This window comes from Deltaproteobacteria bacterium (genome assembly GCA_011773515.1).
Classification (GTDB): domain Bacteria; phylum Desulfobacterota; class Deferrimicrobia; order J040; family J040; genus WVXK01.
The window spans coordinates 67,172-82,629 of sequence record WVXK01000062.1; the positions used below are offsets into that span (position 1 = coordinate 67,172).

The window sequence follows — 15,458 nt, forward strand, 5'->3', positions numbered from 1 at the left end:
TCAGTTCTTCTCGTACGGTATGGACGAATTATAGTAACCAGCTGCCCTTTCTACACCCTTTTTTAAAGACATCATTATAGCATCGTATGCATGGGCGACCCCACCATAAAAATCTTCCTCCTCCTCGTACAGAGGAGGGGAGAGAAGGTAGTCTGTGGGATCGACACCCGCCGGAGGCCTGCCGACACCGACTTTAACCCTCGTAAAATCGGCGTTTCCGATGGCACGAATCACCGACTCCACGCCTCTGTGTCCCCCCGATCCCCCTCCTGTTTTTATCTTGATCCTGCCCGGCTCGATATCCATGTCATCATGGAGCAAGATCAAACGGTCAGCGGCGAAACGGTGACGGCGGTAAAAATACCTGACCGCCTCTCCGCTCAGATTCATAAAGGTCTGCGGTTTGCCGATAAAAACCTTTCCCGCCGGTTCCACCTCAAGCGAAGCGCACAATGTGTTTCCCACCATTCTTGAAAAGGAAATGCCTTCTTCCTCTGCCATGAGGTCAAGAACCATGAAGCCGGCATTGTGAAGGGATTTCCCGTATTTTTTTTCCGGATTCCCCAGGCCAAATATGAAAAGGGAGTATTCCTCTTTCCTGAAACCTTTAATCCTTTTCAGTATCCTCACCCGATACCTCATCAGGTGCTTCCGCTTCTGCCGCCACCTCCTCTTCGACCTCTTCCTCGGGAACCTCTTCGACCTCCTCCTCGATCATCTTCACCGAAGCCACAGGGAGCTTTACATCCTCCATGGAAACCACATCCTCGGGAAGGGAAATTTCTTCCAGGTGGAGGACATCACCAATATCGAGGGAAGAGACATCGACCTCTATCGTATCGGGAATCTTTGAAGGAAGGCACTCGACCTCGATATCTCTTTTCAATATTTCCAGTGTGCCACCCATCTCCACTCCCTTGGGTTTTCCCGAAAAGGACAGTGAGACCTCGACAACTGTCTTTTTGGCAAGGTCCACTTCCAGGAAATCGATGTGGATAACCGTATCTCTTGTCGGATCAACCTGGTAATCCTTGACAATCGCGTAGGCCTCTTCCTTCCCCCCATCTACCCGCAACAGGAGCAGGGTGGTTCCGCTGACATCCCTGAGATACTTTTCCACATCTTTTTTTTCAACCGTCAGGTGTCGGGAGGGTCTGCCGAGCCCGTATATAACCGCCGGTACCTTATCGATGGAGCGCAACCTTCTCGCGACTCCCTTGCCCGACTCCTTCCTCATTTCTGCATTCAACTCGTAAACAGCCATTGGATGTTTCCTCCAGATATGTGAGCGCTAAACAAAGAGATAACTCACCGATTCGTTGAAATGTATCCTCTTGATAGCTTCTCCAAGAAGATCCGCCACCGACAGGACCTTTATCTTCCCGCACTGGGCGGCATCGCGTTTGAGGGGAATAGTATCGGTAACCAAAACTTCCTGCAATGCTGAAGCCGTAATCCTCTCTATCGCGGGCCCGGATAAAACCGGGTGCGTGGCACAGGCGCACACCATCCTTGCGCCATCGTTGAGGAGGGCATCGACGGCCTGACAGACGGTTCCCGCCGTATCGATCATGTCGTCGAGTATCACGGCAATCTTTCCTCTCACGTCACCGATGATCTTCGTGAGCTCGGCCACATTCGGGCCGACCCTGCGCTTATCAATAATGGCCAGCGTGGCATCGAGCCTCTTTGCAAACGCTCGTGCCCTCTCGACCCCCCCAGCATCAGGGGAAACGACAACGATTTCATTTTGATAGGCCTCCCGTAAATAGGCAAGGATCACCGGTGACGCATACAGGTGATCGACAGGTATATTGAAAAAACCCTGTATCTGGCCTGCGTGGAGATCCATCGTAAGAAGCCGGGAAATTCCTGCTGCCGAAAGAAGGTCAGCCACGAGTTTCGCCGTGATGGACGTTCTCGGGGCAACTTTCCTATCCTGCCGGGCGTACCCGTAATAGGGTATGACGGCATTTATCCGGTTTGCAGAAGCCCTCTTCAGGGCATCGGTCATGACAAGTATCTCCATGAGGTTCTCGTTGACGGGTGGACAGGTCGGCTGAATGAGGAATACATCCATACCGCGAACGTTCTCCCCGATATCCACGTTTAGCTCTCCGTCGCTGAATCGCTTTACCGCCGCCTCGCCGAGACCGATGCCGAGATAGTCGCAAATACGCTTTGCAAGATCCCTGTTGGCATTTCCTGAAAACACTTTAAGATTGTTCATCGACTGTTTCCTCAACGGGATATCCCGAAGGTTGGCTATTATACACCAAAAAGATAGATATTCAACAACAAAAAGAAAGTGGCTGGGGGGGGAGGATTCGAACCTCCACTAGAGGCTCCAAAGGCCCCTGTCCTGCCCTTAGACGACCCCCCAGTCAAGCCGAAAAGTGCACATTCATCACATCGTCGGCTGCTCGTCAAGGTTTTTCAACTCACTCTCATATTCAGTGAGCACCGCCTTTTCAATCATGGAGCGCGTTTCGTTGTTCAAGGGATGGGCAGTGTCCCTGTAGGTCCCATCTTTTCTCTTTTTGCTCGGCATGGCAACGAAAAGCCCCTCGTTTCCTTTGATTATTTTCAGGTCCCTGACGATAAAACAGTCATCGAAAATAATCGTGGCGTACGCTTTCAACCTCTCATCATTCTGCACGGGAAACACTTTCACCTCGGTAATGTCCATCTCCCCCTCCTCATTTGATCTCTAAAAGTTGCTCACCAGCTTGGAAAAAAAACCTTCATTACCGTCGAAATCTTTCTGCGCCCTCTCCCCATCCTCCTTTCTTTCATATAGTCCAAACACCGATGAACCCGATCCGCTCAAAAGGGCAGCTCCTGCTCCCAGAGCGAGCAGTCTTTCCTTTACCACCCCTAACTCAGGATACCGCTGAAATATCACATCCTCAAAATCATTGCGCAAAAAACCCTCAAGATCGCCGAGAGAGTTTATCATGTCGGGCTGCGGGCAGTCAAAAACAACCGGTTCACCACCCCTATCAAGCATCCTGTAGGCGGCTTTTGTGCTCACTGACACATCGGGCTTCACAATGAGAACATGAAACCTTTTTCCGAACCGAATTTTTTTCACCTTTTCTCCCCTTCCCGCCACTACTGAGGGACCGGGAAAGATAAAAAAGGGCACATCGGAACCTATCTCCGGAGCAAGACCCATGAGGTCCCCTGCTCTCATCTCGCCAAGGAAAAGCAGGGACAACCCTTTCAAGACAGCGGCCGCATCACTGCTTCCGCCTCCGAGCCCGGAAGAAACGGGAATATTCTTGTCGATTTCTATCTTCACCCCCCCGGACAGGGAATAGTGCTGAAAAAACAGATCGGCGGCCCTGAAGGCTATATTTTCCTCTCCCTCAGGAACTTTGAAGTTGCCATCGCATGAAACTTCGATGCCCCTCTGTTTTTGGGAAATTGAAATCAGATCGAACAGGGAAACCGGCACCATGAGACTCACAATCTCATGGTAACCATCGCTTCTCCTATGCAATACGTAAAGATAAAGATTGATTTTTGCCGGAGCGAGGATGTTTACTCTCTTAAATTTATTCACCTGATTATCAAACGCTGTTTTTTAAACTATTTTAATTTTCACACATCTTTTGTCAAGGAATAATCTCTTCAGAACGGCAGTCAACTCTCAATCGAAAAGCGCAATCCCTCTTCACCCCGGTCAACGCTGACGACTGCACCTTCGGGGATCTCGCCGGAGATGATCCTGTGAGCGATGACATCGAGCACATGTTTCTGGATAGCCCTTTTCAGGGGTCTTGCCCCAAACACGGGATCCCATCCGCTCTCCACGATGAACTTCTTTGCACCTCCCGTAAGGTGTATCGATATATTCCTGTCCTTCAGGAGTGCCTCAACACTTTTGAGCTGAATATCGACAATTTTGACCAGGTCATCCTTTCCAAGGTTTCTGAATAGAACCGTCTCGTCGATCCTGTTGAGAAATTCCGGCTTGAAATGTCTCTTCAACTCTTCGAGAACCAGTTCTCCGCCCCGGTCAAAATCCTTTTCCGCCCATTCCTGGATTATGTGGCTTCCCACGTTTGACGTCATAATTATAACAGTGTTTTTAAAATCCACGGTTCTGCCCTGGTTGTCGGTAAGACGCCCATCATCGAGTACCTGAAGGAATATATCGAAGACGCTCGAGTGGGCCTTTTCGATCTCGTCGAAAAGTATGACCGTGTAGGGCCTTCTTCTCACCGCTTCCGTCAACTGTCCCCCCTCCTCGTAGCCCACGTATCCGGGCGGAGCGCCTATCAGCCGGGCCACCGAGTGTTTTTCCATATACTCTGACATGTCGATCCTCACCATCGCGCTCTCTTCATCGAAGAGAAATTCGGCCAGGGCCCTGGCAAGCTCCGTCTTCCCGACTCCCGTGGGACCGAGAAATACAAAAGATCCTATCGGGCGGCCCGGGTCCTTGAGGCCGGCACGCCCCCTTCTCACGGCGTTTGAAACAAGTTCCACCGCCTTATCCTGACCGACCACCCGCTCCATGAGCTTTTCCTCCATTTTCAGGAGCTTGATGGACTCCGACTCCAGCAACCTCGTAACGGGTATCCTCGTCCACGTCGAGACGATTTCCGCAATGTCATCCTCGGTAACCTCCTCCTTCAGAAATCTTCTTTCCCCGGACAACCCCTCGATCTCTTCCTGCACCCGGCCCAGCTCCCGCATGAGCTCGGGCAAAACTCCGTAATTCAACCTGGATGCCCGCTCGAGGTCACCCTCCCGCTCGGCTATTTCTATCTCGTTCTTGTTCGATTCGATCTTTTCTTTGATCTCCTGAACACGGGATATTATCCCCTTTTCTTTTTGCCATTGCCCGGTGAGCTCTTCCATCTCGCCACGTAACTTTTGGATCTCCGTTTCAAATCGACCCAGTTTCTCCCGCGATGCGGCGTCATCTTCTCGCGACAGAGCCTTTTTCTCCATCTCGAGCTGCATGATCTTCCTCTGGATCTCATCTATTTCGGTCGGTTTGCTGTCAATTTCTATTCTCAGCCTGGACCCTGCCTCATCAATGAGATCGACCGCCTTGTCGGGGAGAAATCTGTCGGAGATGTAGCGATGGGATAGAACGGCGGCAGCGATCAGGGCCGAGTCCCTGAACCTGACCCCATGGTGAACCTCGTACCGTTCCTTGAGACCCCGGAGGATAGCAATGGTGCCCTCGACGGTCGGTTCCGTCACCATGACGGGCTGAAATCTCCGTTCGAGGGCCGGGTCCTTCTCGATGTTTTTCCTGTACTCATCGAGAGTCGTTGCTCCGATACATCTCAGTTCCCCCCGTGCAAGGGGGGGCTTCAGCATGTTTGAAGCATCGATGGCCCCTTCGGCACTGCCTGCCCCAACAACCGTGTGCAGCTCGTCTATGAAGAGGATGATATCCCCCCCGGAATCGACGACCTCCTTGATCACCGCTTTTAGTCTCTCCTCAAACTCACCTCTGAACTTTGCCCCCGCAACCAGGGCCCCCATGTCAAGGGCTATGATTCTCTTCTCCTTCAGAGACTCCGGCACATCCTTTGCGAGAATCCTCCTTGCAAGTCCCTCCACGATAGCGGTTTTTCCCACACCGGCCTCACCGATGAGAACGGGGTTATTTTTCGTCCTCCTCGAGAGCACCTGGACTATCCTTCTTATCTCCTCATCCCTCCCGATTACGGGGTCGAGTTTTCCTGCCCTCGCAAGGTCGGTAAGATCCTTTCCGTATTTTTCCAGTGGCCTGTACCTGTCCTCCGGAGATTCATCGGTTATCCGCATGCTCCCCCTCATTTCCGAAAGGGCCTTCAGGACCGCCTCCCTGGATACCCCCTGGCCGGCAAGAATTTTTGCAACGGATCCGCTCTCCTTATGGATTGCCCCCAGGAGAACGTGCTCGCCGGAAATATATTCGTCATTGAGCGCTTCCATCTCCCGTAAGGAAAGATCGAGCAGTTTTTCCATTTCAGGGGTGATGTATTTCTGTGTAACCCCTGAAACCCTGGGAAGTTTTTCGAGCGCCCCGTCAATTTCTGACACGACCCTCTCAGGGGAGATCCCGATTTTTTTCACGATATCGCGCGCACTGCTCTCTTTTTCGGACAACAAAGCGTGGATCAGATGGGCACTGTCGATGAACTGGTGCCCCCGGGAATCTGACAGGTTTCTCGCCTTTTCTATGGCTTCCCGTGTTTTTATGGTAAACCTCTCCATGCTAATCACTGGAGAAACCTCCTCTTTTTTACCGTCGTCAATTATGAAAACAACAAAAAAAAACCCTCCCGGCAGGGCCGGGAGGGGCTCGTGCCGGCTATTGCTTTTTGACAACCACGTACATTCTCCTTTCCCCTCTCTCGACGAGAAAAAGAACGCTGTCATCAGCTGAACCCTTTTTCAGGGCTTCCCTGAACTCATTCAAACTCCCGATGCGGTTTCTGTTCACCTGCCTTATGATGTCTCTCTCACGAATACCGGCATCATCGGTGGGAGATCCCGACGCCACGCCGGTGACAATCACCCCTTTCATGTCCTCAATCTCCATGTGCTTCGCTATTTCCTCGGTGATGTCCTGAACGGTCAGTCCCAGGTCCCCAATAATGTCCGTCTTTGCCATGGTGACCTCTTCGGGCATCTCTCCGAGTTTTACCTCCACAGTCTGCTCTTTACCGTCCCTTATTATCCCGACCTTGACCTTCGTGCCAGGTGGGGTATCTGCAACGATGGCAGGGAGTTGCTGCGCATCCTCGATCTTCTTGGCGTTGAATTCCTTCAGCACATCTCCCTCTTTCAATCCGGCGCTCTCGGCTGGTGAGTCTTTCATCACCTCCGTGATGATCACCCCGTCCTTGGACTCGAGGTTGAGAGATTTCGCCATGTCATCGGTTATGCTCTGCATGTAGATTCCGAGCCACCCCCGAACGACCTTTCCCCGCTCCTTCAGCTGCGCGAAAACGGTCTTGGCCATGTTGACGGGTATGGCGAAACCGATCCCCTGCCCACCCTGAACGATGGCTGTGTTGATCCCCACCACTTCTCCCTTCAGGTTGAAGAGGGGACCTCCGCTGTTTCCGGGGTTGATGGAGGCGTCGGTCTGGATGAAGTCATCGTAGGGTCCCGATCCGATTACCCTTCCTTTCGCGCTCACGATTCCCGTCGTTACCGTGTGATCGAGGCCGAAGGGGTTCCCTATCGCAACGACCCACTCACCCACTTTCAGAGAATCCGAGTCACCCATCTCCACCGTTGGCAGGGTATCTCCGTTCCTTATCCGTATAAGCGCTATATCCGTCTTCGGATCGGTCCCTATGATTTCCGCCTCGAACTCCTTCCCGTCGTGCAGCTTCACCGTTATCTCGTCAGCCCGCTGTACAACGTGACTGTTCGTAAGTATGAACCCGTCTCCCGACACGATAAAGCCCGACCCGAGAGATCGCCTCTTCTGCTCCCTCGGCATCCTGCCGAAAAAATCCTCGAAAAACTCCTCAAAGGGATCCCGGGAGAAAGGGCTTCTGAATTGCGGCTTTCTGAACTTCACGATGGTCGTGGTGCTGATGTTCACGATGGAATCTTTCACCCCCTCTACGAGCTCCGGGATGTTCGTGGGAAGATTGAAGTTGCTTTCTTTCTGTTCGCCGGGCTTCTTCTCGATATAGGCAGCATCCGTTTTTTCCAGCAATTTTCCATCTTTGCCGTGAATAATCAGCCCAACCAAAATCACCAGTGCCAGAAGGAGCACACCGATTCTTACCTTCCTCATCGCAATCCACCTCCTTTTATCGGGTAGACGCCCCTCATCTATGGATTATTCGATACGCCCTGCGCAACCTTCACGTAAACCATCCTCAGCTGGGAAAGGTATTCTTTGATCAATGAATCTTCTTCCTCGGACAGGTTTCCCCTCGTTTTACGCTCCAGGACCCCGAGAAGGTCGATATATTGCCTGGCAATCTCCAGATTCGGCTCCCCGGGTGTCATCCCCTCACCTTCGAGCATGCCCAGTGAGGCCAGTGCCTGCATAAAAAAAGACTTCACGATGTCGGTGAAATCGGGTTCGTGGTATCGGGGGGGGGTCTCCCGGGCGTAATCTCCGCTCCCACCCGTTTTTTCGGCGGGCCCTTCGCTCTTTTTCGGCTCTTGACTCGCGTCTTTTGCCTGCTTGGCCCCCTCAGCTGCCCTGGACCCCACGGGAGGGACATCGCTTTTTTCTTCCGGTGCGTCCTCTCTTCCGATTCTCCTCTTGTCGATAACCCTGAACCCCTTCTCCTTCTCATCACCCATCTATACACCAACCTCCTTTTGGTTCACCACGAGATCCCCCTCAACGAGATCGAGGTAAAACATGTCCGACTCATTCCACATGAGCGTTATCGGGATCTTCACTTTCTCATCTATCGTCCTCTTGAGAAACCGTGCGCCGTATTTGATGCTGAACCCGATTTCAGAGAGAAAACCCAGAGATTCATCCGAGTACTGGAGGTCCTTTCCGTATTCGGCCATCGTCTTCTTGATCGTTTTCAGGTACATTTCCGCTATTTTCCTCACCTCCTCCATCGGGAGGAACCTGAAGACGATCACATCGTCAATTCGATTTATAAACTCGGGCGAAAAGCGTTCCTCAACGAGATTTATCACGCTCTTTTTCACCGATTCGTAGTTGGCATCTCCCACGTCAAAGCCCAGCGGCTTTGTCAGCCTCGAATACTCGCCGGCACCCAGGTTGCTCGTCATGATTATGATCGAATCGCTGAAGTATACCTTTTTGCCCCTGCCGTCGGTGAGCCACCCTTCATCGAAAACCTGGAGGAAAAGGTTGAGAACGTACTGGTCAGCCTTTTCGATCTCGTCCAGGAGGACCACGGTGTAGGGGTTGTCTTTTATCTGATTCGTCAAAATCCCGCCTCTCTCGGAGCCGACGATTCCCCGGGGCATGCCGATAAGTTTATCTACCGAGACGGTGCCGTCCCGGTACTCCGACATATCCACCCTCACCATCTTCTGATCATCACCGAAAAGGCATTGTGACAGCGCCTTTGCCATCTCCGTCTTGCCCACACCCGTCGGCCCCAGGAAAAGCAGAACGCCGTCCGGCTTGTAATAATTTTCCTTCAGGGGCCCCTTGTTCAGGCGCAGCGCCCTGCCCACGGCCTGGATTGCCTCGATCTGTCCCACCACTCTCGCCGTAAGGTCCTCCTCGATATGGGCGAACCTGTCCACAACATCCCGCTTGATTATGTCTACCGGTGTCTTGATCTCCTTCGATATCACGCCGATGATATCCTCGGATGTGACGACTTTGTCCTTGTTCTCGATTTCAACCCTAACCGCTGCCGTATCGATCCAGTTGATAACCTTATCGGGGAGCCTCAGCGACCTTGCATATCTCTTGGACATGGAAAGAGCCATCTCTATTGCCTCATCGTCTATCACCACGCCATAATTAGACTCGAGACGGGGTTTGAGGCCGTAGAGTATCTCCCGCGTTTCCTCTATGGTGGGCTCGTCGATTTTTACGATTCTGAACCTCCTCGACAGAGCCTCGTCTTCCTGGATAATTTCCTTGTATTCCGTCGTGGTCGTTGCCCCTATCATCTGCACTTCACCCCGCGCCAGGGAGGACTTGAATATGTTCGCCGCATCGGAAGGAACACCCATGGCGGACCCGGCCCCGATAATTGTGTGGGCCTCGTCGACAAAGAGAATTATGTTCTTTTTCTCTCTGAGCTCATTTATGATCTTCTCGATCCTGTCCTCGAACATACCCCTGAATACCGTACCGGCGACAACCGTGTTCATCTGAAGGTTGACCACCTGGTGGCCTCTCAGCCGCGGGGGCACCCTGTGGGGCTCGAACTCGAGGCGCAGCGCAACGCCCTCCACAACGGCGGTCTTACCCACACCGGGATCCCCCGTAACCATCACCGAATTGCACCTGTCCTTGTGGCAGAGAATTTCGAGAATCATATCGATCTCATCTTCCCTTCCGATGACGGGGGGAATTTTTCCCTCCCTTGCCAGCAGGTTCAGGTTCACACCAAAGGTGCGAAGGTTAGTGGGAAGCTCGTATCTCTTCTTGAGGTCTTCGTATTTTTCCTCCCGCGTCTTCAGGTGCATGCTGAACTTCGAAAGGGCTGCCTGCGGATCGACCCCGTAACTCTTGAAAATTCTTGCCGGTATCGAATGTGTCTCGTGGAAGATTGCAAGAAAAATATCGGGAGGTTCGATGAGATTTCTCTTGTTCCTCTGTGTGGTTTCCCACGCGATGCGAAACACCTGTTTCGTCGCAGGGGGGATCTTCATGCCCACACCCAGGTATTGCCGCGAGATGCTCAAGTACTCCTTCAGGCTGTATATTACCGACTCAGGCTCGAGGCCGACGCTCTTTACCAGGTCCTGAAAGAGCTGCTTTTCAACCCCCGAAAAGGATATGAAGAGGTGTTCGAGCCCGAGGTAGTAGTGATGCCTCTTCTGGGACTCCTCGATGGCACTTGAAAGCATCTTCTGTGCTTTCTCGGTAAGTCTCTCTCTGTAGAACGCGATCTCCATCATGGCTCTTTACCCTCAAGCTGACGTTCCCGCCATTTTTGACAGCCTCTGTATTCTTTCCTCAAGTGGCGGGTGAGTTGAGAAAAGAGCCCCGAACGCCCTTCGTCCGGAAAAATTGTTGACGATAAACAGATGGGATGTGGCCGGGTTCGCCGCGATCGGGCGCGAGGGCCGGTATCCTCCAAGTTTTCTCAATGCGCTTGCAAGGTTCTCGGGTTTCCCGGATAGCTTCGCTCCTGAGGCATCGGCGAGATATTCCCTGCCCCGTGAGATTCCCAGCTGTATAACCATGGCGGCAATCGGCGCAAAGATCGCCACCGCCAGCAGCCCGAGAATTCCTCCTTCCCCGTCGTCGTCTCTGCCGCCGATGCCGAATATTGCAGCGAATCGTGCCATGGAGGCGAGCATCATGACTGCGCCGGCAAGGGTGGCAGCAACTGTCTGTATCAGCGTATCCCGGTTTCTGATATGGGCAAGCTCATGGGCCAAAACGCCCTCTATTTCGTCCTCCGTGAGCAAACCGAGCAATCCCGTGGTTACTGCCACGGCAGAGTTTTCCGGGTTTCGCCCGGTGGCAAAAGCGTTCGGCGTCGGATTCGGCACCACACACACTTTGGGCATGGGGAGGCCACCGGCCCGCGTCAATTCCCTTACGATGCGGTACAACTGGGGATACTCACCTTCATCGGCCTCCTTGGCCCTGTACATGCCGAGTACGATCCTGTCTGAAAACCAGTAGCTTCCGAAGTTAAAGAGAATGGCAAAGACAAAAGCGATGAGCATCCCCTGTCTTCCGCCAAACAAGCTCCCAATAACCAGCAGAAGGCCCGTCAGGAGGCTGAGAAGTATTGCCGTTCTAAACGTGCTCGTCATCTCTGTTCACCCCATTCTTGCATTTTTCGAAACCTGTTCCCCGATCTACTCTGAGTACCTACTCCTTATATCATTATCTTCCCATTTTGCCATTTCTTTAACAAGTCTTCTGTACGCCTCGTCCTGATTTCTGGGAAGGACAACCCTGACCACGACATACTGGTCACCCCTTCCCCCGCCGCTTTTGTATGCGCCCTTGCCCTTCAACCGTATCTTCTTTCCGCTCTCGGTACCCGGGGGAATCTTCACCTTCACCGTGCCGTCTATGGTCGGCACCTCGATCGTGGCCCCGAGAACAGCCTCAGAGTAATTGAGAGGAACTTCCATGAATATATCGAATCCCTCTCTCTTGAAGAACCGGTGGGCTCCTACCTCGACTTCCAGGTAGAGATCCCCTGAGCCTCCACCAGCTCTGCCCATCTCTCCTTTTCCTGCAACTCTCACCTTCGTTCCCCTGCTTGCGCCCGGTGGGATTTTGACCTTAATCCTTTCCGAGACATCTTTCATCCCCGCGCCAATGCATGACCCGCAGGGGGAACCGGTAAATCCTGCCCCCCTGCAACTTTCACAGGGCTGGGCTATACCCAATATCCCTCCCCCGCGCTTCATCCGCCCGCTGCCCCCGCAGGTTGCACAGGTGGATCGGGCACCCGCCTGAATTCCTACTCCCCCGCAGTCAGGGCATTCCACGCGCCTTCTGTAGCTCAGCTCCCTTTCGGTCCCCTTTGCCGCCTCCAGAAAAGAGAGTTCGGCCCTGATCACGAGATCTCTTCCCCGCGTTGGTCCCCACTCACCATGTCCGGAACGCCCGAAAATATCCCCGAATATGTCTCCCAGGTCGAAGGACATTCCCCTTCCGCCGGGATAGTCAAACCCTGAAAAACCCTCGAATCCGCCGGAGGAAAAGGCTCCCCTCTTCACGGCATCGTACTGCGCTTTCTTGCTCTCGTCGGATAGAACATCATGAGCTTCGTTTATTTCTTTGAACTTTTTCTCCGCTTCCTCATTCCCCGGATTTACGTCGGGATGATATTTCTTCGCAAGTCTTCTGAACGCTCTCTTTATCTCCTCTTTCGTGGCGCTTTCCGGGATGCCAAGTATTTTGTAATAGTCCCTTGAAAAATCCATCCGCCACTTCCTGTCGGTCCAGCTTTAAGTAAGATGAACCGAAAAAAAATAGGGTGCAGATTAAACCCTCAACGCCTGGATTACCCAGCGTTGATGTCTATCTTCTTGGGTCTCACCTCTTCTTTCTTCGGAAGAATGATCTCGAGGACGCCATCTTTGAACGTAGCCGATACCTTCTCCTGATCAATCTTGGAGTTCAGGGAAAAGGATCTCCTAAAGGATCCATACTCGCGCTCCATGAGATGGAAATGCTCCTTGTCCACCTCTTTCTGATACTTCCTCTCGCCCCGTATCGTCAGGATCCCGTCCTTGACCTCGATGCTTACATCATCCCGGCCTATCCCGGGAAGCTCGGCTGTTACCATCACCTGTGAATCCGTTTCACATATATCCACAGAGGGTGACCAGACGCCTTTTCCCGGGACATCCTCCTTTTTCCGGGAGCCTCGAAATTTTTCTTCGAAGAGCCTGTTCATCCTGTCCTGAATTAGCGCAAGCTCCCTTAGAGGATCATACCACCTTACGATAGCCATGACCTGAACCTCCTCTTGTCTTTATCGTCATGAACTCGACTTATCCTGATCTTCAAACTCCGCGTCGATAACATCGGAATCGCCCGCCGCTCCCTCACCGGACGGCTGAGACGCTGTCGCCTCTCCGGCTCCTTCTTCCGGCTCGGCTGTTTTTGCCTGCTTGTACATTATCTCCGCAATCTTGTGGGCCTCCTTCATCAGCTCGTCTGCAGCAGAGCGAAGGGCGTCTTCGTCATCCGACTTCAGCACTTCTTTTGCCCTGCTCAACCCATCTTCTGCTTTTGAGACTTCATCCGGTGGCAGTTCAGAACGGTTCTCGTTCAAAGTCTTCTCTATGTTATAGATGAGGTTGTCGAGATTATTCCTGGCCTCGACGATCCTCCTTTGCTTTTTGTCCTCTTCAGAGTGAACTTCCGCTTCATCGACCATCCTCTTGATCTCCTCATCGGTTAGTCCCGTAGAGGACGTGACGGTTATCCTCTGTTCCTTGTTGGTTGCGAGGTCTTTCGCCGAAACATTGAGAATCCCGTTGGCGTCAATGTCGAAGGTCACCTCCACCTTGGGGATTCCCCTGGGTGCCGGGGGAATACCCTCGAGGTGAAATCGACCGAGGGTCCTGTTGGCCCTTGCCATTTCACGTTCACCCTGGAGAACGTGAATCTCCACCGATGTCTGGTTGTCGGCCGCAGTGGTAAATATCTCGCTCTTTTTGACCGGTATGGTCGTATTTCGCTCGGTAATTTTGGTCATTACGCCCCCGAGTGTCTCTATGCCGAGCGAGAGAGGAGTAACATCGAGGAGGAGAACGTCCTTGACCTCTCCGCCGAGGACGCCCGCCTGAACCGCCGCCCCGAGGGCAACGACTTCATCGGGGTTCACACCCTTGTGGGGCTCTTTTCCGAAGAAATTTTTGACCGCCTCCTGAACCTTGGGGATCCTGGTGGAGCCCCCGACGAGAATGATTTCATCGATGTCATCTCCCTTCAAGTCAGCATCGGAGAGGGCAAGCCTGCAGGGTTCAAGGGTACGCTCAACGATCTGTTCAATCATGGTTTCGAGCTTCGCCCTGGTCAATTTCATGCTGAGGTGTTTCGGTCCGGAAGCGTCTGCGGTGATAAACGGCAGGTTTATCTCCGTCTCGAGAACAGACGAGAGCTCGATCTTTGCTTTCTCGGCCGCTTCCTTCAGCCTCTGGAGAGCCATCTTGTCCTTGGACAGGTCTATTCCCTGGTCCTTCCTGAACTCCTCTATGATCCAGTCGATTACCCGCTGATCGATGTTGTCACCGCCAAGGTGCGTATCCCCGTTGGTCGCTTTCACCTCGACCACATTCTCTCCCACCTCGAGAATGGATATATCGAAGGTACCACCACCAAAATCATACACCGCTATGACCTCGTTCTTCTTCTTGTCCAGCCCGTATGCCAGTGCTGCAGCGGTGGGCTCGTTGATGATCCTCATCACCTCGAGGCCCGCGATGGTCCCGGCATCTTTGGTTGCCTGCCGCTGCGAGTCGTTGAAGTATGCAGGAACGGTGATGACAGCTTTCTTGACCTCCTCGCCGAGATATGCCTCTGCGGCTTTTTTCAGCTTCCCCAGGACCATGGCCGATATCTGCTGTGGGGTGTAATCCTTGCCTGCAACCAGGATACGAGCGTCGTTGTTCGGCCCGCTCTGTACCTGGTACGGCACCATCTCTTTTTCTTCCTTTACCTCATCATGGCGCCGTCCCATGAATCGCTTTATCGAAAAGACGGTATTGTCCGGGTTCGTGATTGCCTGTCTTTTCGCTACCTGCCCGACAAGAACCTGCCCATCCTTTGCGAAAGCAACGACCGACGGGGTCAGCCTGGATCCCTCTTCATTGATGATGACTTTGGGCTCCCCACCCTCCATCACCGCGACAACCGACATCGTGGTACCAAGGTCAATACCGATAATCTTTGACATCGCAAACCTCCGCTCTTTATTTTTTGGGCGTTCTGGTAATCAACCGTGCGATAAACCGTGAAAGTGTCTCCGGATGGAGGGGCCTGGTGACGAAACCGACGGCACCAGACTCCAGAGCCCGCGTCCACCGCTCCAGACTCCCACTTTCAGACATAAAAACCGAGGGGATCGAAGAGGTAATGTCCAGAAGGTTCCCCAGCGGATCATATCCACCGTAGGGTATGTCATCTAGGTCTATGAGCGCCATGGAAAACCCGCCTTTTGCCCATTTCTGCCCAAAATCGAGAAGGTCGAGGCAGACCTCGGCTTCGATACCGAAAACACCGAGTTCCTCGACGAGCTCCCTTATCTCATCTCCCATCTCTTTCCTGCCTACTATGAGCAGAACCCTCGCAAACATTTCGAGATCCTCCAGGT

14 protein-coding genes and 1 tRNA gene are annotated in these 15,458 nt (G+C 52.9%); all 15 read right to left on the reverse strand.

Annotated features, from left to right (window positions below; translation table 11 throughout):
• Positions 1 to 642: an aminoacyl-tRNA hydrolase gene (locus GTN70_07100; GenBank protein NIO16751.1), complete on the reverse strand. Its 642-nt coding sequence runs from the start codon at positions 640 to 642 to the stop codon at positions 1 to 3.
• Positions 608 to 1,264 (reverse strand): 50S ribosomal protein L25, encoded by a 657-nt coding sequence (locus GTN70_07105; protein ID NIO16752.1) that lies wholly within the window; start codon positions 1,262 to 1,264, stop codon positions 608 to 610. The genes GTN70_07100 and GTN70_07105 overlap by 35 nt, the downstream gene beginning before the upstream one ends.
• A 27-nt stretch (positions 1,265 to 1,291) precedes the next feature.
• A complete protein-coding gene (gene prs / locus GTN70_07110; protein ID NIO16753.1) occupies positions 1,292 to 2,230 on the reverse strand; it encodes a ribose-phosphate diphosphokinase in 939 nt (312 codons plus the stop codon).
• 79 nt (positions 2,231 to 2,309) lie between these two features.
• A tRNA-Gln gene (locus GTN70_07115) sits at positions 2,310 to 2,383 on the reverse strand.
• 24 nt (positions 2,384 to 2,407) lie between these two features.
• Positions 2,408 to 2,689, reverse strand: coding sequence for a septation regulator SpoVG (gene spoVG, locus GTN70_07120; protein ID NIO16754.1), 282 nt, complete (start codon positions 2,687 to 2,689; stop codon positions 2,408 to 2,410).
• A gap of 21 nt (positions 2,690 to 2,710) precedes the next feature.
• A complete protein-coding gene (gene ispE, locus GTN70_07125) occupies positions 2,711 to 3,568 on the reverse strand; it encodes a 4-(cytidine 5'-diphospho)-2-C-methyl-D-erythritol kinase (GenBank protein NIO16755.1) in 858 nt (285 codons plus the stop codon).
• An 80-nt stretch (positions 3,569 to 3,648) separates the two neighbouring features.
• On the reverse strand, positions 3,649 to 6,234 hold the full coding sequence (clpB, locus tag GTN70_07130) for an ATP-dependent chaperone ClpB (GenBank protein NIO16756.1): 2,586 nt from the start codon (positions 6,232 to 6,234) through the stop codon (positions 3,649 to 3,651).
• 91 nt (positions 6,235 to 6,325) lie between these two features.
• Positions 6,326 to 7,771, reverse strand: coding sequence for a Do family serine endopeptidase (locus GTN70_07135; GenBank protein NIO16757.1), 1,446 nt, complete (start codon positions 7,769 to 7,771; stop codon positions 6,326 to 6,328).
• Positions 7,772 to 7,809: 38 nt separating this feature from the next.
• Positions 7,810 to 8,292: a DUF1844 domain-containing protein gene (locus GTN70_07140; GenBank protein NIO16758.1), complete on the reverse strand. Its 483-nt coding sequence runs from the start codon at positions 8,290 to 8,292 to the stop codon at positions 7,810 to 7,812.
• Complete coding sequence (locus GTN70_07145; GenBank protein NIO16759.1) at positions 8,293 to 10,560, reverse strand: AAA domain-containing protein; 2,268 nt, start codon at positions 10,558 to 10,560, stop codon at positions 8,293 to 8,295.
• Positions 10,561 to 10,572: 12 nt separating this feature from the next.
• Positions 10,573 to 11,430 carry a M48 family metalloprotease gene (locus GTN70_07150; GenBank protein ID NIO16760.1) on the reverse strand — a complete coding sequence of 286 codons (858 nt, stop codon included), beginning with the start codon at positions 11,428 to 11,430 and terminating at the stop codon, positions 10,573 to 10,575.
• Positions 11,431 to 11,475: 45 nt separating this feature from the next.
• Positions 11,476 to 12,558, reverse strand: coding sequence for a molecular chaperone DnaJ (dnaJ, locus tag GTN70_07155; GenBank protein ID NIO16761.1), 1,083 nt, complete (start codon positions 12,556 to 12,558; stop codon positions 11,476 to 11,478).
• Positions 12,559 to 12,638: 80 nt separating this feature from the next.
• Positions 12,639 to 13,091 (reverse strand): Hsp20 family protein, encoded by a 453-nt coding sequence (locus GTN70_07160; GenBank protein NIO16762.1) that lies wholly within the window; start codon positions 13,089 to 13,091, stop codon positions 12,639 to 12,641.
• 27 nt (positions 13,092 to 13,118) lie between these two features.
• Positions 13,119 to 15,041, reverse strand: coding sequence for a molecular chaperone DnaK (gene dnaK, locus GTN70_07165; protein NIO16763.1), 1,923 nt, complete (start codon positions 15,039 to 15,041; stop codon positions 13,119 to 13,121).
• Between the two features lie 16 nt (positions 15,042 to 15,057).
• Positions 15,058 to 15,441 carry a hypothetical protein gene (locus GTN70_07170; protein NIO16764.1) on the reverse strand — a complete coding sequence of 128 codons (384 nt, stop codon included), beginning with the start codon at positions 15,439 to 15,441 and terminating at the stop codon, positions 15,058 to 15,060.
• Between the last annotated feature and the right edge of the window lie 17 nt (positions 15,442 to 15,458).